The following is a 23,940-nucleotide window of genomic DNA, read 5'->3' as shown; positions in this document are numbered from 1 at the left end:
AGCGCGAATAGGCGACGAATGGTGGTGAATCCGGAATCTACAGTGACTTCCATAGTGAGTCAAAATCTTCCTCGCCACCCTGTGGCTGGGTTCCCGAACCGGTGGCCGGCTTCCCCTGTGGAGGTGTCGGCTGCTCGAAAGTCCGGTACTCGAATTGGTTGAAACTGCCCGTACTGGTGAGGCGCCGGGTCAGGACGGCACGGTGCTCGTCGCCATGCAGATTGATCTGCACCTTGTTGCCTTCCTGGAAGGGTAGTCGCGGAGTGATCAGGGTGGCGGGGCGGGAAATGGCGCCGATGGCCGGGAGCAGCAGGGCTCGCAGGTAGTGACTGTTCTGCTCGCCCTTGCGCAGCAGTAGCACGCCACAGGATTGCGCCTGGGGTGCCACCAGTTCGATGCCCATCTGCGTGCCACCACCGCGTACCTGGCGAATCCAGCGTACGGCGGCGATGCTCCAGCCCTGGCCGGGTGCGTCCTGCACACCGAGCAGTTCGCCGGCCTGCAACTGGCTGGGAACTTCCTTCGGCCAGCTCAGGCAGTAGCCGCCCGGGCTGTGGTTGACCACGGCGACATTGAATGTCGGATAGCTTTCCGGTGCGCTACTGCTCTGGGGCGGCGGGGCACCGCTCTCAGTCGCAGGCCTGGAGTACTCGATTTCTTCCAGCGGCATGCCCGGCTGCCAACCTTGCGTGGGCTGGGCGTCGAAAGCGTTGGCCCAGATATCTTTGGCGGTTTGTTTGGTAGCCATATCGAACACTGCCTGGCCAATCTCTTCCTGCAGCTTGAGCACTTCGCTGAAGGGGCGGCTGCCAGCGAGGAAGAAGTGCAGCGCACTCATGCCGATGCACAGGGTCAGGCTGCCCTGGCCGGGATTGCGCTGGAAGGTGCGCTCGGAAATGTCGCCCCAGGCCGAACTCACATGCTGCAGGAGGTCGAGGGTCAGGCCCTCGGCCATCGGCAGGCGCGATTGGTTGCGCTGCTCGGCCGGCAGCAGCAGGTATTCCTTGATGGCATCCACCAGCGGCAGCGGATCGAGGCCGAGCAAGGTGCGCGGTTCGACTTCCTGGAACAACGACTTGTAGCGGGGCGGGCCGTCGAGCTGCGGCGCCACGGCGAAGAGGCTGGAAGGCAGTTCCGCCGTCTGCAGTCGTACCAGTGCGCTCCAGGGTTCGAGAATTTCCGCGAGACGCGCGATACCGTTCTGGCGCATCTGGTTGCAGCGGGCGCAACCCAGCAGCAGGGCGACCAGGTAGGTCTGCTCGACGCTCAGCCCAGCGGTATGGCGGGCGAGCGGGTCGCGCACGGTCACGCGGTGGAGCTGACGGCTTTGGGCCAGTTGGTAGAGCTGGTGCAGTTCCAGCCAGAGGCCTTCGGGAACTGGGCAATAAAGCTGGCTGGAGCGAATGAGGGGGCCGTTCAGGCTGTGCACTGCGCGCTGCAGGGCGATGGCGAGGAACTGGGCGCGCTCGCGGTCGCGGGTCGGGCGAGGCGATTCCTGCACGATGATCAGTTTGTAACCGATCGCCAGATGGTTCTGCAGGGCCTGGCAGAGGTTGGCGACTTTGCGCGGACGTTCATCCAGGACGATCGACTGGCCGAGGAAGTGGCGTTCCAGGTGCTGGCAGACGAAGTGCACCTCAGGCCGCATCAGTTCCAGCAGTTGCAGGCGGTTTTCGGTCGGAGTGACGAATTGGTTGAGTTCCACCAGTGCCTGATAAAGCTGGCGAGCTGTCTCGCCGAGATTGGCCTTGGGCAGGTGGGAGATCCAGCGTTTCAGCTCACGAGGGGTGGCATCGCAGAAGGACAGGCTCTGTTTGCTAGGCGCTGGTACGCGCAACAGCAGGTGAGGGCTCTGGTGCTCCATTCGGATCAGTTTCTCCGAATTCTCATACGGGGGAAAAGGTTGAATCTCAGCACTCTATCAGCATCTTTAGCCGGTCGCAGCCTATCCATGGCCGGGCTGTAGAGGCGTTGGCAGATTCCGGTGGACCTGTGCCGCATTCCTGATCCGACCCCGATCGAACCCAGCGGTTCGACCGGGATCAGCGCCAGGTCAGGCACTCTTCGGCGTGGCCAGCAGTTGGCCCATGCGTACCGGGCTACCGGGCCAGGCACTTTCGGCCCAATTCACCTGATCCGGCCCGAACAGGACGATGGCGGTGGAGCCCAGCTTGAAGCGGCCGATCTCATCACCCTTCTCCAGCGTGATGGGTGCGCGCGCGTTTTCGTCGTAGCTGAAGGTTTTCAGTTCGCGCTTGGGCGGGGTGACCAGGCCGGCCCAGGTGGTTTCGATCGAAGCGACGATCATCGCCCCCACCAGCACCACGGCCATCGGGCCGCGTTCGGTGTCGAAGATGCACACGACACGCTCGTTGCGGGCGAACAGTTCGGGCACGTTTTCGGCGGTGCTCTGGTTCACCGAGAACAGACGGCCAGGCACGTAGACCATTTCCCGCAGGGTTCCACCCAAGGGCGCATGCACGCGGTGGTAGTCCTTGGGCGACAGGTACACCGTGGCGAACTCGCCGCCCATGAAGGGCGCAGAGCGATCAGCGTCGCCGCCCAGCAGTTCGAGCACGCTGAAGCTGTGCCCCTTGGCCTGGAAGCAGCGGCCGTGCTCGATCGGGCCGATCTGGCTGATGGCGCCGTCGGCCGGGCAGAGGATGGCGCCGGGGGTTTCGTCCAGCGGGCGGGCACCAGGCTTCAGCGCACGGGTGAAGAAATCGTTGAAGTGCTGGTAGGCGGTGAGGTCCTCGACCAGCGCTTCGCCCATGTTCACCTGGTAGCGCTTGGCGAACCAGGCGGTGAAGGCATTCTTGAACCAGGGCACGCGGCACTCGGCGATGCAGCCGGCCAGGCGCGAAATCAGGTTATGCGGCAGCAGGTACTGGCTGATGATGAAGAGGCGTTCTTTCATTGGTTTTCCTTGATGGGGAGCTTCAGAGCTCGACCGGGGTGTCCGGATGGTTGCCCCACTCGGACCACGAGCCGGCGTAGCCTTTCACGCGCGGGTAGCCCAGGGCCTTGGCGACCAGGTAGGTGAAGCCCGAGCGGTGGTGCGTCTGGCAATGGGTGACGATTTCCTTGTCCGGGGTAATGCCCAGGGACTGGAGGATCTCGGCCATATCGCTGCGAATTCGCATGGCGCGTGCCGGGTCCATGCCAGCGGTCCACTCGAAGTTGACCGCGCCGGGGATATGCCCGCCCTTGGCGGCCAGCACCTTGGTGCCGTTGTATTCGCCGGGGCCGCGGGCGTCCCAGATGGCCAGGTCGGCGGCGCCGAGGCGGCTCTGGATGTACTCGCGAGTGGCGGTGGGCTCGTCATGCAAGGTCAAGGGAATCGGGGCGCCGACCGCAGCCGGAACGACATCGCTGGTTTCCCGGCCTTCGGCCAGCCAGGCGTGCAGGCCGCCGTCCAGGTAGTGGTAACGCTGATGGCCGATGACATCGAGCAGCCAGATGAAGCGGCCGGCCCAGCCGCCACCTTCATCGTCGTAGACCACATAGGTGGCATCGGCGCGATGACCCAGTTCGCCGAACAGTGCTTCGAGGTCGGCCTTGGCGGGCAGCAGGCCCGGTGCCGGCGGCTGGCCGAGCTGGGTGCGCTTAGGATCGACGAATCGAGCGCCCGGAACATGGCCCGCCGCGTAACGGGCGGCACTGGTGAGGTCGACCAGGATCAGCTCGTTGGCACCAAGCAGGGGCGCCAGCTCGGCCGGTTCGATCACCAGCGGCAGGTTGGAGAAGGCGGACATGGAAGCCTCCAGTAATGGGCAAAGTGGCAGATTGTATAGGAAAGCCTAGCGACCGCGGCTGGCGAAGCTGGAGAGGGCGCGCTCAATGCACTGCGCGGTCTTGGCGAAGGCGCGCAGGCTGAGTTCGGCAAAGGGGGCCCCGTCCTGGTCGGCCACCACCAGCATGACCACCCGGCCATTCACGGCAATGGAGCGGAGCAGGATGTGATGGCCCGGGAACAGGCTTTTCAGCTGGCCGGGTAACAGCGCGGAGAATTGCGCCATGTTGTCAGGCCCCAGGCGCAGCTGACCGGGTTGCGCCAGCAAGCGCCGCAGCAGCTGGCTCTGGCTGGGGTCCAGTTGCAGGCCGTTGGCTTCTTTCGGCAACCCCGCCTGGTTCTGGGCGAGCAAGCGGTTGTGATTGCGGTCAGCCAGCAACAGCAGGACACGGCGCATGCCCCCGCTTTGCAGGGCGTCCCGCGCGCATGCGGCGAGCTGCACGACGTTGGTGAAGGGGCTGGGGTCGCGGAGCAGTTCACCGCAGAACCGGCGCCAGTCTTCCAGTTCGGCGCTGTTAGGCGGCGGTGCGGTGGCCGGTTCGCGTTTGAGGCGATGCTGGTTCCAGGGCCAGAGCAGGGCTTCGGCGGGGTGCCAGAGGTCGCTGCGGCCATGCAGGCGCCCACTCTGCGCTGCATGTTGGTGGACCTGCTGTTGCAGTTCGGCGAGCGGCACCTTCATGAACAAGCCGGTGAGACGCTGCCAGCGCAGGCTGTGCCCGTCGCCCCAGCCGACATGGGCGGACATCGCCAGGCCGTTGGCCAGCAGAACGGTATTGCCCGGCTGGGTCAGCCAGCGAGCCAGGGTTGGGTTGCTGTCCAGTTGCTGCTGCTGGTGCAGCGGATGTTCATTGTCGCGGGCGATGTGCAAGGCCTGCACCAGTAGGCGGCGGTCCTCGTTCAGCAGGCGATAGCCCTGGATGATCCAGTCAGGCAGCTTCCAGTGCGTGGCCAGCGCTTGGCAGAGGCGCAGCAGCGGCACGCCGAGCAACTCGCGTTCGACCTTGCGGGCCGGCTCGCCTTCGCCCAGCACGCGTTTCTCCCAGGTATCGAGGAGTTCCGGGTGGCTGGCCAGCAACGGCCACAGGGGAGAAAGGAACAGCAGGCTGCACCAATGGATTTCCTGCCAGAGGCGGGCCAGGCGGGCGGCGAACAGACCGTTGGCCTGCTGGGCGGCGTGCTGGCTGATCAATTGCAGTTGCCGCAGGCCGTGGGGAATTTCTTCTTCGGGCACAGCGGGCAGGCGATTGAGCAGCACTTCCGCGCGTTTCAGGCCGAGTCGGCTCAGGGCGACTTCCAGACTTTCCGCGGGGCTGCTCAGCATATTGGCGCTGGCGTTGGCCTCGCGCAGCAGGCTGAGGGCGAGGGCGGGGCTGTCCTGGGTGAGATCGGCGATCTCGCGCAGGGAGCGGCGGTTGTCGCCCAAGGCACGGCGGACACTTTCGTGGGCGGCGGCGGGAACGGGCAGGCGAACCCCATCGAGGTGCTTGATCCAGCCTTCGAGGCTGCGTGGCATGGGCTTTGCGGTTGACATAGGGGGCCGCCAATCTGGCTTTTCGCCTGAACAGGCTATAGTCTGGCGCATATCTTCCGATAATTAGAAGGGGCTCTTTTCATAACCCTTTCTACTGACTCTTCAAGCTCCCTTCCTATGGCAAAAATCATCGGCATCATCGTCGTATTCGCCAGCGTGCTCGGCGGATACATCCTGTCCCACGGCAAGATCGCCGCGCTGATCCAACCCTTCGAGGTGATGATCATCGGCGGTGCTGCGCTGGGTGCATTCCTGCAGGCCAACCCTGGCAGCACGACAATGATCGTGTTCAAGAAGTCGCTGAAGATGTTCGGTTCCCGCTTCACTCACGGGTTCTACCTGGAAGTGTTGCGGCTGCTCTACGAAATCCTCAACAAGAGCCGTCGCGAAGGGATGATGGCCATCGAGGCCGACATCGAAGACGCTCCCGCCAGTCCGATCTTCAGCAAGTATCCCGGCATCCTCAAGGATGAGCGAATGACTGCCTATATATGCGACTACTTGCGCATCATGTCCTCCGGCAACATGGCGCCCCACGAACTGGAAGGCCTGTTCGACATGGAGCTGGCCAGCCTGAAGGAAGAACTGGAGCACCCGGCCCACGCGGTCAACCGCATCGCCGACGGCCTGCCGGGTTTCGGTATCGTCGCGGCGGTACTCGGCATCGTGGTCACCATGGCCATGCTGGGCGAGGCCGAGCAGGCAGCGCTGGGCCAGCACGTGGGGGCGGCGCTGGTGGGTACCTTCCTCGGTATTCTCGCGGCTTACGGCTTCTTCGGCCCGCTGGCAGTGTCGCTGGAGCATGACGCTCGCGAGGAATTGAACGTGTTCGAGTCCATCAAGGCCTGCCTGGTAGCCTCGGCTTCAGGCATGCCGCCGTCTCTGGCAGTGGAGTTCGGCCGCAAGACGCTGTTCCCGGCCCACCGTCCGAGCTTCAGCGAGCTGGAGCAGGCCGTACGCGGCAGCTGAAGGCTGAGTCATGGAGAACAATCAGCCCATCATCGTCAAGCGCGTCAAGCGCTACGCCGCCGGGCATCACGGCGGCGCATGGAAGATCGCCTTCGCCGACTTCGCCACCGCGATGATGGCCTTCTTCCTGGTGCTGTGGCTGATGTCGTCGGCCACTCCGGAACAGAAGAAGGCCATTTCCGGCTACTTCAAGGACCCCATTGGCTTCACCGAAAGCGCCAGTCCTTATGTCATCGACCTGGGTGGTACGCCGACGCCTGCACCTGACCGCACGCTCAATCCGGAGTTGAAGGACGCCCCCGACTCCCAGGATTCGGCGATCGATTCCACGGAAAAGGCGCCGGTGGATGCCAGTCAGGTGGAAACACTGGCCGACCAGATCGAGCGGGAACGCCTGGAATTGTTGCTGCAGGAGTTGCAGAACAAAGTCGAAGAGAACCCCGAACTGCGCAAGTTCAAGGACCAGATCCTCTTCGAGATCACCCAGGACGGTCTGCGTATCCAGATCATGGACGCGGCCAATCGGCCCATGTTCGACCTCGGCAGCGCGCGCCTGCAGCCGTACTTCGAAGACATCCTGCTGATCCTCGCCGAGACCATCAAGGCGGTGCCGAACAAGATCAGCATCAGTGGGCATACCGACGCCAAGCCCTATGCGGGGGATGGTGAGTTCGGCAACTGGGAGCTTTCCGCCGGTCGTGCCAACGCTGCGCGCCGGACCCTGATCGCCGGTGGTTACCCGGACGAGCAGGTGGCGCGGGTGGTGGGTTATGCGTCGTCGGCGTTGTTCGACCGCAAGGACCCGTTCAACCCCGTGAACCGCCGTATCGACATCATCGTCCTGACCAAGAAGGCCCAGCGCGCCATCGAGGGCGAGCAGGGCGATGCAGCCAAGCCTGAAGAGCCGCCGGTGCAGCCCGAACCGCCCGCCAGCGGAGGTGTAGCGCCGGAAGCGCCAGCGAACGAGCCGGCAGTGCCCACCCAGCCGCGTGAACTGCGGGAGAAGCTGAATATCTTCGAGGATGGCGTGCTGAAGATGGACGAGCCCAAAGGGCAGTGATCCATCCGAGAAACTGAAAGGCCACGCAATGCGTGGCCTTTTTTATGGCTGTGTCCCGTCTTGCCGCCGGTCAGTCAAAGCCCGCGATAGAACTTCCACCCGGCCCAGCGCCTCGCCGCTGGGCATGTGGCTGCAGGTCGCCGCCGTGCGCAGGCCGCGCCGGGTTGAATAATCGCCGTCCGTGGCGACTGCTGCGCGGCGCTCGCTCAGTCCGCCGCGAGGATGCTCGCCGGCAGCGGGCAGTACGCATGGCAGATGGCCTCGACCGTCCACTCGGGGAATGCCGGGTCGAACCAGCGGTCGACCCAGCCCCAGTGGTAGGGGTGCATCAGGTATTCGCCATGCAGGTCACCCACCTCGGCGAATTCCTGCTGCCAGACGTGGGTCCAGCTGCTGTCGGAGGTGACGCGGCCGAGTTGCCAGTTGCGGATGCCCGCCATGTAGTTGGGCATGGCCAGCAGTTCGCGCTCCAGCGCCTCCACCTGACTAGCCGCGACATCCGTACGCACCCGGAGCAGCAAGGTGCGCAGGACACCGCCGGTCAGGCCTGGTGCTCGGGTGCCGCCGCCGATGCGCCTATGGCCGAGCCGATCCACCCACGCTACGCCGGGCAAGTCTTCAAGACTGGCCAAACCGTTCCCGCGCGACTCGACGCTGAAGTCCCCCGCGCCCCAGCAGCCCGACAGATTGCGGCCGCCGAAGGCACCGGGATGGGACTGGCACCAGCGCACCAGGGCCTGCTCGAACGCGGGCTGGTCGGCATCGCCAGCGAGGTAAACCTGAGCGACTTCAGCCGGCATGATCGAACTCCCCCGGCAGCGGCAGCACCGCCTCCGCGTCAGTCAGGATGTGGCGCTGCCGCTGGTGGCAGAGACGGTCCAGCTTCGGCCAGACGGCTGGCGTCGAACCGGGGTTGCCGCGCATCCGGTAATAGGCCGGCGGATCGGGTACCTGCCAGAGCAGCCAGAGCGTGGTGGACACACCCGGCACCACCACCGGCGGCGAGACCCAGCGGTTGAGCAGGTGCGGAATGGGCTCCGCTCGGCCCGGCAGCAATTCCTCGTCGAGCAGCGCCAGCACCTGTTTCACGTCGCTGGCGTCGAGGGTGAGTTCGTCAAGAAGGTGAATCATCGATCGGGCCCTTTGCCAAATTCGATGGACATCTTGCATGCTCATACCCGGTCGGACCGCTACCCGACCGATCACCCAACGCCATTAGAACGCTCAGGCTGGGCTGTATGCCGCGATCCCGTTCCGCCGAAGTTCCACCCGCCCCGGGCCTTGGTACCCGGCTGCTGGACGAGTTGCGCCGCAGCGGTGCCGACAGCGCGGCAATGGCCGACGCGGCCGGGCACCTGTCCGCCGGCGCATTCGCCACGCTGTACCGTTCGGCCATCGAGCACTTGGAGGCCCAGGTTGCCCAGGGCGACGGCCACCCACCGATGCGTAAGCGCGAGGTGGACTTGCTCTGCCGCTGTCTGCTGAGCTGCCGGACCTTGGCCGATGCCATCCACTGCGCCGCCGACTTCTGCTCGATGCTGAACCCGCGAGCGGGGGCGTTGAGCCTTTCCACCGATCAGGGCGCCGCGGTTTTTCGCATGGACTCGCTGCGCCGCCGGCACAGCCCGGCGGCCTGCCTGGTGGATGTCACCGGGCTGCTGTTCTACCAGCGCTTGTTCACCTGGCTGATCGGCGAACCCATCCGCCCGCTGCGCAACTTTATCGGCCATCCGAACCGCGAGGACGCCATTCCCTTCCTCAGCCTGTTCGACCGCCCCGTGGAGGTCGGGCAACCGACCTACGGTTTCGTCTTCGACGCCGCGCTGCTGGCGCGTCCGGTGCGGCGCCGGCCTGCGGAGCTCGAGGCCTTCCTGGTGGACTTCCCCTTTCGCCTGGCGGCCGGCGAGCCGGCCTCGCAGGTTCCGCTGGCCCAGCAGGTGCGCAGTTTCATCGATGCCGCCCTGGCGCGGCAGGCGCCGCTGCCGACCCAGCAGGAACTCGGCGCCGCGCTGTCCCTCAGCGTGGCCACGCTGCGCCGCCGGCTGCACGCCGAAGGCACTGGCTACCGCGCCCTGCGCGAGGCCTGCCTGCTGGAAGCGGCGAAACATTACCTGCGCAATACCGAGTGGCCTATCGAGCGGGTAGCCGGTTATCTGGGGTTCAGCAACGCCGCCGCGATGCGCCGTGCGATGGTGCGGCTGACGGGCCATCCACCCAGCCGTTACCGAAACGCGCAGTGAGCGATCCGGTAGCGCGTGTTGAGTGACAGAGCGACGGTTGTCCGCAGGCGGACCTCACACAATCGGTTCATCCAATCCCTGAGGAGATGAACCATGTCCCATTCCCGCAAGCCCGAACTCGCCGGCAAGGTCGCACTGGTGACCGGTGCCAGCCGCGGCATCGGCCGCGCCATCGCCCAGCGTCTCGCCTCCGCAGGCGCCACTGTGGTGGTCGCGGCGCGCAGCCAGGAGCACTCGGCGAGCATGAGCGGCACCCTGGCCGAAACGGTGGGCCTGATCGAGCAGGCTGGTGGCCGCGCCATCCCGCTCGCCGTGGACCTGTGCAACGCAGCCGAGCGCGATGCGCTGCCGGCCCGCGCGGCGCAGCTGGCAGGCGGGCTGGACATCCTGGTGAACAATGCCGGAGTGGCGGACTACAGTCGCGTGGAGGACATGCCGCTGGAGGTGTACGAACGCACGCTGGACCACTACCTGCGCATTCCCTTTGCCCTCTGCAAGGCTGCGATCCCACTGATGCGCCCGCGCGGCGCCGGCTGGATAGTCAACCTGGGCTCGGTCACCGCCCTGCCGCCGCTGAAACCCTACGACGACTTCGCCCGGGTAGGCGGTATCAGTGTCTATGCCGCGGCCAAGGCTGCTCTAGCGCGCTTCACCCAGGGGCTGGCCGCCGAGCTGGAAGCCGATAACATCGCGGTCAACCTGGTTGCGCCGAGTACCGCGATTCTCACGCCGGGTGCCGCCCGTTATATCCCGGCCGAGTACCCCACCGAGCGGGTGGAATACCTGGCCGAGACGGCGCTGGCGCTCTGTCACCTACCTGCCCGGGAACGCACCGGACTGCTCACCCACAGTCTGCACTTCCCGCTCTCCGCCGGGCTGACCGTCCACTCCCTGGACGGTGTCGAGACCCTGCCGGCGCCCGTCCTCCCACCCTATGCGCATCCCGGTATCGAGGCTGTGTCGGGCTGACGCCTAGCGGATGCCGAGCAGAAGCCGCGCCTTACGCGGCTTTTGCGTTGCCGGGCGGCTGCCGGCTCAGTATTCGTCCACCGGCAGGCTGGAAAGGATGTGCCGGTAACTGGCCATCCGTTGCGGATGCACGCGGCCGTCTTCCAGGGCCTTGAGCAGGGCGCAGCCCGGTTCGCGGTCGTGTTTGCAGTCGCGGAAGCGACAGGTTCCGAGCAGCTCGTTGAACTCGACGAAGCCGGCCTCGACATCGCTACGGCTGACATGCCCCAGGCCGAACTCGCGGATACCGGGGGAGTCGATCAGCTCGCCGCCGCCCGGGAAGTGGAACAGGCGCGCCGTCGTGGTGGTGTGGGTGCCCTTGCCGGTGAGTTCGGAAAGCGCGCCTACGCGGGTGTCCACTCCCGGCAACAGGCTGTTGACCAGCGACGACTTGCCCACGCCGGACTGGCCGACGAACACGCTGATGTGGCCGTCGAGCCGGGCCATCAGGTCTTCCATGCCGCCGCCTTCGCGCGCCGATACTTCCAGCAGCGGGTAGCCCAGCTGGCGATACACGCCGAGCAGGTCGTCGAGCATGGCGGCGTTTTCGTCATCCACCAGATCGGCCTTGTTCAGCAGCAGCAGCGGGTGGATGCCAGCGTGCTCGGCAGCGATCAGGTAACGGTCGATCAGGTTGGCGTGCGGATGCGGGAGCGGGGCGAAGACGATGACGATCTGGTCGACGTTGGCCGCCACCGGCTTGAGCACGCCTCGCATGTCCGGTCGGCACAGCTCGGAGCTGCGGGGCAGCTGGGCGACGATCACGCCGCTGCCCTGGTTGCCATGGCGCCAGACGACGCGATCACCGGTCACCAGGGGCGGCAGGTTGGCGCGCAAGTGGCAGCGCACCACTTCGCCGGCCTGCTCGCCGTCCAGGGCTTCGACCTCCACCTGGACGCCGAAGTGGGCGATCACCAGACCCGTCTGCTCGGGGCCGAGGTCGCCACCCTCAAGCTCTTCGAGTGCGCGCGACTCCCGCTTGGCTGCGCGGGCGGCGCGCTCCTCCTGAATCTTCTCGATGCGCCAGCTCTGCCGGCGGGTAAGTTGGCGTTTGGCCATGGTGGTTCCGCTTGGAAAAAACCGCGCGAGTTTAGCACGCAGCCCACCACTTCAGGCCCCGAGAGCCTGTTCACGATATCGCGAGCTAGAGTCATGCAAGGCAGAAGCAGGCGAGGGCGCGGAGTTTACGAGTGGTAAATGAGCACCCGAGCCTGCTTTTAACGCAGCAGGGCCGACGCGCAGCAGATCGGTGGATAGGCTCTGAGCTAGAATGCGCGTCTTGCCCTGGAGACCGAACATGCAGAATGCCCTGAACCTGATCTGGATCGATCTGGAAATGACCGGCCTGAACCCGGATACGGACGTCATCATCGAAATGGCCACCATCGTGACGGACAGCGAGTTGAACGTCCTGGCCGAGGGTCCGACCATTGCGATCCATCAGAGCGATGAGATTCTTGCCGGCATGGATGAGTGGAACACCCGTCAGCATGGCCAGAGCGGTCTGACCCAGCGCGTACGCGAGAGCCGTATCAGCATGGCGGAAGCCGAGGCGCAGACCCTGACCTTCCTCGAACAATGGGTGCCCAAGGGCAAATCGCCGATCTGCGGCAATAGCATCTGCCAGGACCGCCGCTTCCTCTATCGGCACATGCCGCAACTGGAAGCCTACTTCCACTACCGCAACCTGGACGTTTCCACCGTCAAGGAGTTGGCCGCGCGCTGGTCGCCGAAAGTGCGTGAAGGGGTGAAGAAGAGCAGCAGCCACCTGGCAATGGACGATATCCGTGATTCGATCGCGGAGCTTCAGCACTACCGCGAGCACTTCTTCAAGATCTGATTCAGGCCCCGCTTGCCCCGTGCCGGGCAAGCGCCCACTCCACATGCTCGCGAACCAGCGCCGAGGGATGTTCGCGGCGCAGGTTGAGCGCCTCCAGTACCGGAATGCTCGAAGGCGCATTGCCCAACCCCACTGCCAGATTGCGTAACCAGCGCTCATAGCCGGCGCGGCGTAGGGGCGAGCCTTCGGTGCGACTCAGGAATTCTTCCTCGCTCCAGCGGAACAGCTCCGCCAGTTCGGCGTTGTCCAGGCCATGGCGCGGCTGGAAATCGCCTTCATCCGACGGGCGGGCGAAGCGGTTCCACGGGCAGACCATCTGGCAGTCGTCGCAGCCGAATACCCGATTGCCGATCAGCGGGCGCAAGTCTTCGGGAATGCTGCCCTTGTATTCGATGGTCAGGTAGGAGATGCAGCGCCGCGCGTCCAACTGATAGGGGCCTGTGAACGCGGCGGTCGGGCAGATATCCATGCACGCCGAGCAACGGCCGCAATGTTCGCTGCCGTGCGGTGCGTCCACCGGTAGCGGGGCATCGACGAACAGCTCGCCGAGGAAGAAGTAGCTGCCGGCCTTGCGATTGAGAACCAGGGTGTTCTTGCCGATCCAGCCCAGGCCGGCCTTCTCCGCGATGGCTTTCTCCAGTACCGGTGCGCTGTCGACGAAGGCGCGGTAGCTGAAGGGGCCTATCGCCTTCTCGATGCGTTCGGCCAGGTGCTGCAGGCGTTTGCGGATCAGTTTGTGATAGTCGCGGCCCAGGGCGTAGCGCGACACATAGGCCTTTTCCGGCTGGCCCAGCACCTTGGCCATCCGCGTGTCGCCGGGCAGGTAATCCATGCGCAGGGAAATCACGCGCAACGTGCCCGGCACCAGCTCGTCAGGGTGGGAGCGCTTGCTGCCATGCGCGGCCATATAGTCCATCTCGCCCTGGTAGCCGGCGTCCAGCCATCGCTGCAAGTGGTGTTCGTGTTCGCCGAGTTCCACATCGGTGATACCCACCTGCTGAAAGCCCAGCTCTCGGCCCCATTCCTTGATCGATTGGGCGAGGGAGGCGAGATCTTGCGTGGAAAGGGTCATGCTGGGGCGGGAAACCGGTGGCGAGGTGGATATAATTCTGCCAGACCTCGCAGCCATAACCGAATCCGATGCTTTCCTCCCGCGACGACCTGCCACTTTCACTTCATAGCGCCGCCCAGGTGCGCGACCTCGATGCCCGTCTGATTGCGGCGGGTATCCCGGGTTTCGAGCTGATGCAGCGCGCCGCCCATGCGGCCTGGCGTGCCTTGCGCCGACGCTGGCCTGAGGCAGGTAGCCTCAGCGTGCTGGCCGGGCGTGGCAATAATGCCGGCGATGGTTATCTGGTCGCTGCTCTGGCCTTGCGTGCCGGCTGGCGGGTGAAGGTCCTGGCTGTGGGCGCTGCCGATGCGTTGGTTGGTGATGCCGCATTGGCACGGGACGAAGCCGTTGCCGCCGGGATCGCCATCCAGCCCTGGAGTGAATGCGCGGTACTCGAAGGCGTCATAGTCGATGCGCTGCTGGGTACCGGTCTTGCTGGCGTAGTGCGCGAGCCCTATGCGCAGGCCATCCGCCTGGTCAATGCCAGTGGCCTGCCGGTGCTGGCAGTGGATATTCCGTCCGGCCTCTGTGCCGATACCGGTCGTGTGCTGGGTGTTGCGGTGCGCGCGGATCTGACGGTGACCTTTATCGGGCTCAAGCTGGGCCTTTTCACGGCGGATGCGCCGAACCAGGTCGGCGAACTGGTGTTCGATGATCTGCAGGCCGACACCGCACTGGTCGCTGCAACGCCCCGTGTCGCCGAGCGCATGGCGGCGGGCAGTCTGCAACGCCTGGCGCCGCGGCCGCGTACCGCTCACAAAGGGCAGTTCGGGCACCTGCTGGTCGTGGGCGGTGATCGTGGGCTGGGCGGCGCGGCACTGCTGTCGGCGGAGAGTGCGCTGCGTAGCGGCGCCGGACTGGTATCCCTGGCGACCCGGCCGGAGCATGTTGCTGCCGCCCTGGCGAGGTGTCCGGAAGTGATGTGTGCCGGGATCAGCTCCGCCAATCAATTGCTGGCCTTGGCCGAGAAAGCCGATGTGCTGGTAGTGGGGCCGGGGCTGGGGCAGGGCGCTTGGGGGCGCAGCCTGCTCAGCGTCGTGGTCGGCTTGGAGGCTACCCAGGTCTGGGACGCCGATGCACTCAATCTGCTCGCGAACGGTCAGGCTCAACTGCCTGCGGGGTCGGTGATCACGCCGCATCCGGGCGAGGCGGGGCGCCTGCTCGGTATTCCGACCGACGAGGTACAGGCTGATCGGCCGCGCGCGGCCCTCGCGCTGGCGCAGAAGTTCAATGCTGTCGTCCTGCTGAAAGGCGCTGGCAGTCTGGTGGCGGCCCCTGATGGCCGTCTCGCACTTTGTGATCGCGGTCATCCGGTAATGGCCGGGGCGGGGCTGGGCGATGTGCTCGCCGGGCTGATCGGCGCCCTGCTGGCGCAGGGGATGCACGGCTATGCCGCCGCCTGCCTTGCGGTCTGGCTGCATGCCAATGCGGGCGAGAACCTGGCCCGAGCGGGCCGGGGGCTGGCGGCCAGCGATCTGATTCCGACCATTCGTCAGTTGCTCGAGGAGTTTGCACCGTGCCTGAAGTGATCCTGTATGCCGAAGGCGAGGACGCCATGATGGCCCTCGGCGCCCGTCTGGCGACCCTGACCGAAGGGCACGGCATTCTCTATCTGCACGGGGATCTGGGAGCGGGCAAGACCACGCTATCTCGCGGCCTCCTGCGGGGATTGGGTCATGCCGGGGCGGTGAAAAGTCCCACCTTCACCCTGGTGGAGCCTTATGAAATAGGTGACAAGCGCGCCTTCCATTTCGATCTATACCGCCTGGCCGACCCGGAAGAACTGGAATTTCTGGGTATCCGCGACTACTTCGAAGGCGACGCCTTGTGTCTGATCGAGTGGCCCCAGCGGGGCGCCGGCATTTTGCCAAAGGCCGACCTGGACATTAACATTACGCCGCAAGCGGGCGGCCGTTCGCTGCGTTTTTCGCCACATACCAAACGTGGCGAAGCATGGTGTGCCGCCCTGGCCTTGGGAGCATGAAAACAAAGATGGGGTGGGGTATGCGCTCGCGCGCACTGTTTGCCGGGATTGGGGTTCTGCTCGCGGCGTTCGCCGCTGATGTCCTGGCTGCCGCGGAGGTCCGCGGGGTGCGGCTTTGGCGCGCGCCTGACAATACCCGTCTGGTCTTCGATCTATCCGGGCCGGTGCAACATTCCGTATTCACCCTGACGGCGCCCAACCGCATCGTCATCGATATCAATGGCGCCCAGCTGGCTACCAAGCTGGAGCAGTTGTCCCTCAGCAATACGCCGATCACCAGTGTTCGCTCCGCCCAGCGCACGCCCACCGACCTGCGGGTGGTGATCGATATATCTTCCACCGTGACGCCGAAAAGCTTTTTCCTGGCGCCCAACCAGCAGTACGGCAACCGCCTGGTGGTGGACCTGTTCGATCAGGAAGCCGCCGCCAAAGAGGCCAGCGCGCCCCAGGTGGCGATTGCACCGACCACGCCGCAACCGCCCGTGACACCCACCCAGCCGGTCCCCAGCAAGCTGCCGCCAGTGCCCGGTGGCAAGCGCGACATCGTGGTCGCAATCGACGCCGGCCACGGCGGCGAAGACCCCGGTGCCCTTGGGCCCAAGGGCCAGCATGAGAAGAACGTGACGCTGGCCATCGCCAAGGAACTGCAGCGCCAGATCAGCCAGGAGAAAGGCTTCCGCGCCGAACTGGTGCGTACCGGCGACTATTTCATCCCGTTGCGCAAACGCACCGAGATCGCCCGCAAGAAAGGCGCTGACCTCTTCGTTTCCATTCATGCCGACGCTGCGCCCAGCCGCAGCGCCTTCGGGGCCTCGGTGTTCGCCCTGTCGGACCGCGGCGCCACGTCGGAAACCGCCCGCTGGCTGGCCGATAACGAAAACCGCTCCGACCTGATCGGCGGCGTGGGCAGTGTCAGTCTCGATGACAAGGACCGGATGCTTGCTGGCGTGCTGCTCGACCTGTCGATGACGGCGACGTTGTCTTCCAGCCTCAATGTCGGGCAGAAGGTGCTGTCCAACGTCGGCCAGGTCACTTCCTTGCACAAGCGTCGGGTGGAGCAGGCGGGGTTCATGGTGCTGAAGTCGCCGGATATTCCCTCGATCCTCGTGGAAACCGGGTTCATCTCCAACCATAACGAATCCCAGAAGCTGGCATCGCCGGGCCACCAACAGGCCTTGGCGCGCTCGATCAAGACCGGGGTGAAGCAGTTCTTCCAGCAGAACCCGCCGCCCGGTACCTACGTCGCCTGGCTGCGTGATCAGGGCAAGATCGCCATTGGCCCGCGCGAGCACATTGTCACCTCCGGCGAGAGCCTGGCGCTGATCGCCCAGCGTTACGAAGTGAGTGTGGCGACACTGCGCAAGGCCAACTCGCTGTCCAACGACAACGTCAAGGTTGGTCAGGTCCTGAACATCCCTGCCGCGACCCTGGCGGCACAGCCATGAGCGAGCTGGCGCGCATCCAGCTGCTGAGTCCGCGGCTGGCGAACCAGATTGCCGCCGGCGAGGTGGTCGAGCGTCCCGCCTCCGTCATCAAGGAGCTTCTGGAAAACAGCCTGGATGCGGGTGCCCGCCGTATCGATGTCGAAGTCGAGCAGGGTGGCGTCAAACTGCTGCGGGTTCGCGACGACGGCGGCGGCATTCCCCCGGACGACCTGCCCCTGGCACTGGCGCGCCACGCCACCAGCAAGATTCGCGATCTGGAAGACCTGGAGCGGGTGATGAGCCTGGGCTTCCGTGGCGAAGCGCTGGCGTCGATCAGTTCCGTTGCGCGGCTGACCATGACTTCGCGCACTGCCGATGCCGACCAGGCCTGGCAGGTGGAAACCGAGGGGCGCGACATGGAAGCGCGGGTCCAGCCCGCTGCGCATCCGGTGGGCACTTCGGTGGAAGTTCGTGACCTGTTCTTCAATACCCCGGCGCGGCGCAAGTTCCTGCGTGCCGAGAAAACAGAGTTCGACCATCTGCAGGAAGTCATCAAGCGTCTGGCCCTGGCTCGCTTCGATGTGGCCTTCCATTTGCGGCACAACGGCAAGACCATCTTCGCGCTCCATGAAGCACGCGACGCCATCGCCCGTGCCCGCCGGGTCGCTACGGTGTGCGGTCCCGCCTTCCTGGAGCAGGCGTTGCCCATCGAGGTCGAGCGCAATGGCTTGCATCTTTGGGGCTGGGTGGGCCTGCCCACCTTCTCCCGTAGCCAGGCCGATCTGCAGTACTTCTATGTGAATGGCCGCATGGTGCGCGACAAACTGGTGGCCCACGCTGTACGCCAGGCCTACCGGGATGTGCTCTACAACGGCCGGCATCCGACCTTCGTACTGTTCTTCGAGGTCGATCCTGCAGTGGTCGACGTCAATGTGCACCCGACCAAGCACGAAGTGCGCTTCCGCGATAGCCGCATGGTTCATGACTTCCTTTACGGCACCCTGCACCGCGCCCTGGGTGAAGTGCGTCCGGAGGATCAGCTCGCTGCGCCTGCCGCTACCGACGCGGTTGTCCGGCCGAGTGGTCTTGCTGCGGGTGAATTCGGTCCCCAGGGGGAAATGAGCTTGGCGGCCAACGTCCTGGAACGCTCGTCGTCTCAACCGGCCTGGAATCCGCCTGTCAGTGGCTACCAGGCGCCGCGTCCGCAACCTGTCGTGCCGATTGCCGAGGCCCAGGGAGCGTACCGTGAGTTCTTCGCACCATTGTCGACGGCTTCTGCACCGGCTGCGCTGCCGGAGGCCCAGGGCGATGTGCCGCCGCTGGGCTACGCCCTGGCGCAGCTCAAGGGCATCTACATCCTCGCGGAGAACGCCCAGGGGCTGGTGCTGGTGGATATGCATGCGGCCCATGAGCGCATTACTTACGAGCGCCTGAAAGTGGCCATGGCCAGCGAAGGGCTCAAGGGGCAGCCGCTCCTGGTGCCGGAATCCATCGCAGTCAGCCAGCGCGAGGCCGATTGTGCCGAGGAGCATGGCGAGTGGTTCCGCCGTCTTGGCTTCGAGTTGCAGCGCCTGGGTCCGGAAACCCTGGCCATCCGCCAGATCCCGGCCCTGCTGAAACAGGCCGAGGCCTCCCAGCTGGTGCGCGATGTGTTTTCAGACCTGCTGGAATACGGCACGAGCGACCGTATCCAGGCGCACCTCAACGAGCTTCTGGGCACCATGGCCTGTCACGGTGCCGTGCGGGCGAATCGTCGCCTGACCCAGCCGGAAATGAATGCCCTGCTGCGCGACATGGAACACACGGAGCGCAGCGGCCAATGCAACCACGGGCGTCCGACCTGGACCCAATTGGGCATGGATGACCTGGATAAACTGTTCCTTCGTGGTCGCTGAGCATGGCTGAAAGGCTGCCACCGGCAATCTTCCTCATGGGCCCGACAGCCGCCGGCAAGACCGATCTTGCGCTGGAGCTGGCGCGAACCCTGCCTTGCGAGCTGATCAGCGTCGATTCGGCGTTGATCTATCGCGACATGGATATCGGTACCGCCAAGCCGGATAAGGCCACCCTGGCCGAGTTTCCCCATCGCCTCATTGATATCCGTGATCCGGCAGAGAGCTATTCGGCCGCGGAATTCCGCGCTGATGCCCTGGCTGCGATGGCGGAAATCACCGCCAAGGGGCGGATTCCGCTGCTGGTGGGCGGCACCATGCTGTATTACAAGGCATTGCTGGAAGGGTTGGCGGATATGCCCAGCGCCGATCCCGATGTGCGTGCCGAGCTGGAGGCCCGGGCGGCCCGCGAGGGCTGGGCTGCGCTGCATCGGGAGCTGGCAGCGATCGATCCCGAGTCCGCGGCGCGCATCCATCCCAACGACCCGCAGCGTCTGACAAGGGCGCTTGAGGTCTACAAGGTCAGCGGGCTCACCATGACCGCCCACCGACAGCGGCAAGCTGCGCAAACTACGGCCGAGAACACGCCAGGAACGGCGCATTTGCCGTATACTGTCGCGCACTTGGCTATTGCGCCGACCCAGCGTCAGGTGTTGCACGAAAGAATTGCGCAACGTTTTCGTCTGATGCTGGAACAGGGTTTCATCGAAGAGGTCGAAGCGCTGCGCTGCAGAAGTGACTTGCATGCAGGGTTGCCGTCGATAAGGGCGGTTGGCTATCGCCAGGCCTGGGATTACCTGGATGGCGTGCTGACCCGGAACGAGATGGAAGAGCGCGGCATCATCGCCACCCGCCAACTCGCCAAGCGACAGTTCACCTGGTTGCGTAGCTGGTCCGATCTGTACTGGTTGGACAGTCTTGCTTGCGACAATCTGCCGCGTACCTTGAAATACCTGAAGTCGGTCTCCATATTGAACTGAGACCTTACCGGTTACCGTCTATCCTTGGGGGTAGGGCGGGACCAGTCATCTTTCTTGTCATTTGAAAACTAAAAACTTTTCCCTAAAGGAGTGCGGCACATGTCAAAAGGGCATTCGCTACAAGACCCTTACCTCAATACCCTGCGTAAGGAACGCGTACCGGTTTCCATCTATCTGGTGAACGGCATCAAGCTGCAGGGCCAGATCGAATCCTTCGACCAGTTCGTGATTCTGCTGAAGAACACTGTCAGCCAGATGGTCTACAAACACGCCATTTCCACTGTGGTACCGAGCCGCCCCGTACGTCTGCCCAGCGCTTCCGAGCAAGAGCAGGCTGAGCCGGGTAACGCCTGATAGGAGACTGCTTTGTTTTTCGAACGCCCTGGTGGTGGTGAACGAGCCATTCTGGTTCATCTGGAAGGCCAAGATCCCGAGGCGCGCGAAGACCCGCAGGAATTCCTGGAACTTGCTCGTTCGGCCGGTGCGGATACAGTGGCATTCGTCTCTGTTTCCCGTCACCAGCCAACGGCCAAGTATCTGATCGGGAGCGGCAAGGTCGATGAGTTGCATGACCTGGTCGGGGCCGAAAAGGCCGAACTGGTCATCTTCAACCACACCCTCACACCCAGTCAGGAGCGCAACCTCGAGCGCGCTTTTGAATGCCGGGTGCTCGACCGTACCGGTCTGATTCTCGATATCTTCGCCCAACGTGCCCGTACTCATGAAGGCAAGCTGCAGGTCGAACTGGCCCAGCTCGAGCACATGAGTACGCGTCTGGTGCGCGGCTGGACTCACCTTGAGCGCCAGAAAGGCGGTATCGGCCTGCGCGGTCCCGGTGAAACCCAGCTGGAAACCGACCGTCGTCTGCTGCGCGTGCGCATTCGCCAGATCAAGCAGCGTCTCGAAAAGGTCCGCAGCCAGCGCGAGCAGGCCCGTCGTGGGCGCAAGCGTGCGGATATTCCCTCGGTGTCCCTGGTCGGCTACACGAACGCTGGCAAGTCCACGCTGTTCAATTCGCTGACCACGTCCGAGGTTTATGCCGCTGACCAGTTGTTCGCCACCCTCGACCCGACCCTGCGCCGGCTCGAACTGGATGACCTCGGGCCGATTGTCCTGGCCGACACGGTGGGGTTCATTCGCCACCTGCCGCACAAGCTGGTCGAAGCCTTCCGGGCTACCCTTGAAGAATCGTCCAACTCCGATCTACTGCTGCATGTCATCGATGCTCACGAGCCCGAACGCATGGCGCAGATCGAACAGGTGCTGGCGGTGCTGGGTGAGATCGGTGCCGAAGGCCTGCCGATGCTGGAGGTCTACAACAAGGTCGACCTGTTGGCGAACGTCGAGCCGCATATCCAGCGCGACGAGGACGGCAAGCCCGAACGGGTCTGGTTGTCGGCGCGTGATGGCAGCGGTCTCGAGTTGCTGGAACAGGCCGTGGCCGAGTTGCTGGGTGATGATCTCTTCGTGGGTACCCTGCGTCTGCCTCAGCGTTTTGGTCGGTTGCGGGCACAGTTCTTTGCCTTGGGTGCGGTACAGACCGAGGATCACAACGAGGCTGGGGATGCTCTCCTTGCAGTGCGTCTGCCGCGCGTTGAGCTGAATCGACTGGTCAGCCGAGAAGGCTGGCAGCCGAGCGAGTTTCTCGAGCAACACACTTTGCAATAAAGCCCGCTGAGGTGATTTTGCGGCGGGCCGCGGGCTTGGGTAGCATGGGCGGGCGCGCCGTGGGCGCGTCTTTGCTTTATCAGTATGGAGAGCGCTATGGCTTGGAACGAGCCGGGTGGCAACTCGAATAACCAGGACCCCTGGGGTGGACGCCGTGGCGGCGACCGCAAAGGGCCACCGGACCTGGACGAGGCCTTCCGCAAGCTGCAGGACAGCCTGAACGGATTGTTCGGCAGCGGCAAGAAACGTGGCGGCGGCGACGAAGGTGGCGGCAGGTCGGGCGGTTTCGGCCTGCTTGGCATCGGCCTGGCCTTGCTTGCCGTGGTCTGGCTGTACAGCGCGGTTTATGTTGTGGACGAGCAGGAGCAAGCCGTGGTGCTGCGCTTCGGCAAGTACTACGAGACTGTCGGCCCTGGCCTGAACATCTACTTCCCGCCGATCGATCGCAAGTTCCAGGAGAACGTCACCCGCGAGCGTGCTTACAGCAAGCAGGGTCAGATGCTCACCGAGGACGAGAACATCGTCGAAGTGCCGCTCACCGTCCAGTACAAGATCAGCAACCTCCAGGACTTCGTGCTGAACGTCGACCAGCCTGAGGTCAGCCTGCAGCATGCCACCGAGAGTGCCTTGCGCCATGTGGTCGGTTCTACCGAGATGGACCAGGTGCTGACTGAAGGTCGCGAGCTGATGGCCAGCGAAATCAAGGAGCGCCTGCAGCGCTTCCTCGATACCTATCGCACCGGTATCACCGTCACCCAGGTCAACGTGCAGAGTGCGGCCGCGCCGCGTGAAGTGCAGGAAGCCTTCGATGACGTCATCCGTGCTCGCGAGGACGAACAACGTGCCAAGAACCAGGCCGAGGCCTATGCCAATGCCGTGGTCCCCGAGGCTCGTGGTCAAGCCCAGCGCATCATCGAGGATGCCAACGGTTACCGCGATGAAGTCGTTGCGCGCGCCGAAGGTGAGGCTGACCGCTTCACCAAGCTGCTCACTGAGTACCAGAAGGCGCCGGAAGTTACCCGCCAGCGTCTGTACCTGGAAACCATGCAGGATGTGCTGGCCAATACCAGCAAGGTTCTGGTTTCCGGCAAGGATGGGCAAAGCAACCTGCTCTACCTGCCGCTGGACAAGATGATCGATAACCGAGGTGCCAGCCAGGCTCCGGTTGCTCCGGCAGCGTCGGCCGCCGCGAGCGGCAGTGATCTCGGTTCGCGTGTCGCCACTGACTTGCAGCAGCGCAATTCGCGTTCCAGGGAGAGTCGCTGATGAGCAATAAATCGCTGTTTGCCCTGATCGGCGGCGTGGTGGTGGCCCTGCTCCTGTGGAGCAGCCTGTACATCGTGTCGCAGACCGAGAAGGCAGTGCTGCTGCAGTTCGGCCGCATCGTCGAGGCGAATGTCCAGCCCGGCCTGCACTTCAAGATTCCGTACGTCAACCAGGTGCGCAAGTTCGACGCGCGTCTGCTGACTCTGGACTCGCCCACACAGCGCTTCCTCACTCTTGAGAAGAAGGCAGTGATGGTGGATGCCTACGCCAAATGGCGAGTGGCTGATGCCGAGCGCTTCTACACCGCCACCTCTGGCATGAAGCAGATTGCCGACGAGCGTTTGTCCCGCCGCCTGGAAGCAGGCCTGCGTGACCAGTTCGGTAAACGCACGCTGCATGAAGTGGTGTCGGGTGAGCGTGATGCGCTGATGGCTGACATCACCTCCGCCCTCAATCGCATGGCCAGCAAGGAGCTGGGCATCGAGGTTGTGGATGTTCGTGTAAAGGCCATCGACCTGCCCAAGGAAGTCAACCGCAGCGTGTTCGAGCGGATGAGTACCGAGCGGGAGCGTGAGGCTCGCGAGCACCGTGCCAAGGGTTCGGAACTGGCCGAAGGTATCCGTGCGGATGCTGACCGCCAGCGTCGTGTGCTGCTGGCTGAAGCCTATCGCGAAGCCGAGGAGACCCGCGGTGACGGCGATGCCAAGGCCGCTGCGATCTACGCCAAGGCATACGGGCAGGACCAGGAGTTCTACGCTTTCCACCGCAGCCTCCAGGCTTACCGTGAAAGCTTTGCCAACAAGAGCGACGTGATGGTGCTGGATCCCAATAGCGACTTCTTCCGCTATCTGGACAAGGCCGCACGCTGATACAAGTCCTCCGGCGGACGCTCATCGTCCGCCGGGTGACCGTCAGGGAAAACGTGTTATCATGGGTCAGCCGGGAAATCCCGGCTTTTTTGCGTCCGCGGGAATCATGTGGCAGGAACTCGGCATTGCGTTTTGTCTGATGCTGGTGCTGGAAGGCATCCTGCCCTTCCTCTATCCGCGCCGTTGGCGCGCCGCGGTGCTTGGGGTGGCGGAGTTCAAAGACCGTCATCTCCGCCTGATGGGCCTGTCCAGCATGTTGCTGGGGACCGGCCTCCTTTATCTGCTTCACTGATGGCTTGCCGCCC

Annotated in this window: 23 protein-coding genes; 15 read left to right on the top strand and 8 right to left on the bottom strand. The window is 64.4% G+C overall.

From position 1 onward, the window contains the following. Positions 1-37: 37 nt before the first annotated feature. The 4 genes from DM872_RS27930 to DM872_RS27915 form a co-directional block, all read right to left on the bottom strand. Positions 38-1,864 (bottom strand): molecular chaperone, encoded by a 1,827-nt coding sequence (locus DM872_RS27930; protein WP_179062443.1) that lies wholly within the window; start codon positions 1,862-1,864, stop codon positions 38-40. 189 nt (positions 1,865-2,053) lie between these two features. Next, complete coding sequence (gene asd / locus DM872_RS27925; RefSeq protein ID WP_179062442.1) at positions 2,054-2,917, bottom strand: archaetidylserine decarboxylase; 864 nt, start codon at positions 2,915-2,917, stop codon at positions 2,054-2,056. 22 nt (positions 2,918-2,939) lie between these two features. Then, positions 2,940-3,755, bottom strand: a complete 816-nt coding sequence (rhdA, locus tag DM872_RS27920; RefSeq protein ID WP_179062441.1) for a thiosulfate sulfurtransferase — start codon at positions 3,753-3,755, stop codon at positions 2,940-2,942. Between the two features lie 45 nt (positions 3,756-3,800). After that, complete coding sequence (locus DM872_RS27915; RefSeq protein WP_179062440.1) at positions 3,801-5,324, bottom strand: HDOD domain-containing protein; 1,524 nt, start codon at positions 5,322-5,324, stop codon at positions 3,801-3,803. A 117-nt stretch (positions 5,325-5,441) separates the two neighbouring features. Here DM872_RS27915 and motA point away from each other — a divergent pair, with 117 nt between their 5' ends. After that, a complete protein-coding gene (gene motA, locus DM872_RS27910) occupies positions 5,442-6,293 on the top strand; it encodes a flagellar motor stator protein MotA (protein ID WP_077523762.1) in 852 nt (283 codons plus the stop codon). Positions 6,294-6,303: 10 nt separating this feature from the next. Continuing rightward, the gene (gene motB / locus DM872_RS27905) at positions 6,304-7,353 is read left to right on the top strand and encodes a flagellar motor protein MotB (protein WP_179062439.1); all 1,050 of its coding nucleotides are present in this window, start codon (positions 6,304-6,306) and stop codon (positions 7,351-7,353) included. 206 nt (positions 7,354-7,559) lie between these two features. Here the strand turns inward: motB and DM872_RS27900 are convergent, their stop codons facing one another. Both DM872_RS27900 and DM872_RS27895 read right to left on the bottom strand, forming a co-directional pair. Beyond that, positions 7,560-8,153, bottom strand: a complete 594-nt coding sequence (locus DM872_RS27900; RefSeq protein ID WP_179062438.1) for a Dabb family protein — start codon at positions 8,151-8,153, stop codon at positions 7,560-7,562. Beyond that, positions 8,143-8,484 carry a hypothetical protein gene (locus DM872_RS27895; protein ID WP_179062437.1) on the bottom strand — a complete coding sequence of 114 codons (342 nt, stop codon included), beginning with the start codon at positions 8,482-8,484 and terminating at the stop codon, positions 8,143-8,145. Before DM872_RS27895 ends, DM872_RS27900 begins: the two co-directional genes overlap by 11 nt. Before the next feature lie 107 nt (positions 8,485-8,591). Here DM872_RS27895 and DM872_RS27890 point away from each other — a divergent pair, with 107 nt between their 5' ends. Both DM872_RS27890 and DM872_RS27885 read left to right on the top strand, forming a co-directional pair. Beyond that, complete coding sequence (locus DM872_RS27890) at positions 8,592-9,593, top strand: helix-turn-helix domain-containing protein (RefSeq protein WP_179062436.1); 1,002 nt, start codon at positions 8,592-8,594, stop codon at positions 9,591-9,593. A 93-nt stretch (positions 9,594-9,686) separates the two neighbouring features. After that, complete coding sequence (locus DM872_RS27885; RefSeq protein ID WP_179062435.1) at positions 9,687-10,562, top strand: SDR family NAD(P)-dependent oxidoreductase; 876 nt, start codon at positions 9,687-9,689, stop codon at positions 10,560-10,562. Between the two features lie 66 nt (positions 10,563-10,628). Here the strand turns inward: DM872_RS27885 and rsgA are convergent, their stop codons facing one another. Continuing rightward, positions 10,629-11,660 carry a small ribosomal subunit biogenesis GTPase RsgA gene (gene rsgA / locus DM872_RS27880; RefSeq protein ID WP_179062434.1) on the bottom strand — a complete coding sequence of 344 codons (1,032 nt, stop codon included), beginning with the start codon at positions 11,658-11,660 and terminating at the stop codon, positions 10,629-10,631. 238 nt (positions 11,661-11,898) lie between these two features. On the opposite strand from rsgA, the gene orn reads away from it, so the two are divergent. Next, on the top strand, positions 11,899-12,441 hold the full coding sequence (gene orn / locus DM872_RS27875) for an oligoribonuclease (protein ID WP_179062433.1): 543 nt from the start codon (positions 11,899-11,901) through the stop codon (positions 12,439-12,441). Between the two features lies 1 nt (position 12,442). Here orn and queG read toward each other — a convergent pair whose 3' ends face one another. Next, entirely contained in the window at positions 12,443-13,513 is a 1,071-nt protein-coding gene (queG, locus tag DM872_RS27870) for a tRNA epoxyqueuosine(34) reductase QueG (RefSeq protein WP_179062432.1), read from the bottom strand. A 68-nt stretch (positions 13,514-13,581) separates the two neighbouring features. Between queG and DM872_RS27865 the strand changes: the two genes are divergently transcribed. The 10 genes from DM872_RS27865 to DM872_RS27820 all read left to right on the top strand — a co-directional run bounded on the left by DM872_RS27865 (position 13,582) and on the right by DM872_RS27820 (position 23,927). Continuing rightward, a complete protein-coding gene (locus DM872_RS27865) occupies positions 13,582-15,081 on the top strand; it encodes an NAD(P)H-hydrate dehydratase (RefSeq protein WP_179062431.1) in 1,500 nt (499 codons plus the stop codon). Continuing rightward, a complete protein-coding gene (gene tsaE, locus DM872_RS27860; protein ID WP_179062430.1) occupies positions 15,069-15,536 on the top strand; it encodes a tRNA (adenosine(37)-N6)-threonylcarbamoyltransferase complex ATPase subunit type 1 TsaE in 468 nt (155 codons plus the stop codon). The genes DM872_RS27865 and tsaE overlap by 13 nt, the downstream gene beginning before the upstream one ends. Positions 15,537-15,544: 8 nt before the next feature. After that, positions 15,545-16,981: an N-acetylmuramoyl-L-alanine amidase gene (locus DM872_RS27855; RefSeq protein ID WP_179062563.1), complete on the top strand. Its 1,437-nt coding sequence runs from the start codon at positions 15,545-15,547 to the stop codon at positions 16,979-16,981. Continuing rightward, positions 16,978-18,855 carry a DNA mismatch repair endonuclease MutL gene (gene mutL / locus DM872_RS27850; protein ID WP_179062429.1) on the top strand — a complete coding sequence of 626 codons (1,878 nt, stop codon included), beginning with the start codon at positions 16,978-16,980 and terminating at the stop codon, positions 18,853-18,855. Before DM872_RS27855 ends, mutL begins: the two co-directional genes overlap by 4 nt. A gap of 2 nt (positions 18,856-18,857) precedes the next feature. Continuing rightward, positions 18,858-19,832 carry a tRNA (adenosine(37)-N6)-dimethylallyltransferase MiaA gene (gene miaA / locus DM872_RS27845; protein ID WP_179062428.1) on the top strand — a complete coding sequence of 325 codons (975 nt, stop codon included), beginning with the start codon at positions 18,858-18,860 and terminating at the stop codon, positions 19,830-19,832. Between the two features lie 99 nt (positions 19,833-19,931). Then, complete coding sequence (hfq, locus tag DM872_RS27840) at positions 19,932-20,186, top strand: RNA chaperone Hfq (RefSeq protein ID WP_077523752.1); 255 nt, start codon at positions 19,932-19,934, stop codon at positions 20,184-20,186. A gap of 12 nt (positions 20,187-20,198) precedes the next feature. Then, positions 20,199-21,500, top strand: coding sequence for a ribosome rescue GTPase HflX (gene hflX, locus DM872_RS27835; protein WP_179062427.1), 1,302 nt, complete (start codon positions 20,199-20,201; stop codon positions 21,498-21,500). Positions 21,501-21,596: 96 nt separating this feature from the next. Further along, positions 21,597-22,766: an FtsH protease activity modulator HflK gene (hflK, locus tag DM872_RS27830; RefSeq protein WP_179062426.1), complete on the top strand. Its 1,170-nt coding sequence runs from the start codon at positions 21,597-21,599 to the stop codon at positions 22,764-22,766. Beyond that, complete coding sequence (hflC, locus tag DM872_RS27825; RefSeq protein WP_077523749.1) at positions 22,766-23,635, top strand: protease modulator HflC; 870 nt, start codon at positions 22,766-22,768, stop codon at positions 23,633-23,635. Before hflK ends, hflC begins: the two co-directional genes overlap by 1 nt. A gap of 106 nt (positions 23,636-23,741) precedes the next feature. Beyond that, complete coding sequence (locus tag DM872_RS27820; protein WP_077523748.1) at positions 23,742-23,927, top strand: DUF2065 domain-containing protein; 186 nt, start codon at positions 23,742-23,744, stop codon at positions 23,925-23,927. Positions 23,928-23,940: the final 13 nt, after the last annotated feature.

This window comes from Pseudomonas taiwanensis, from assembly GCF_013393345.1.
Lineage (GTDB): Bacteria > Pseudomonadota > Gammaproteobacteria > Pseudomonadales > Pseudomonadaceae > Metapseudomonas > Metapseudomonas resinovorans_C.
The sequence above is the reverse complement of the archived record's forward strand: the minus strand, read 5'-3'. Positions and strand labels throughout refer to the sequence as shown.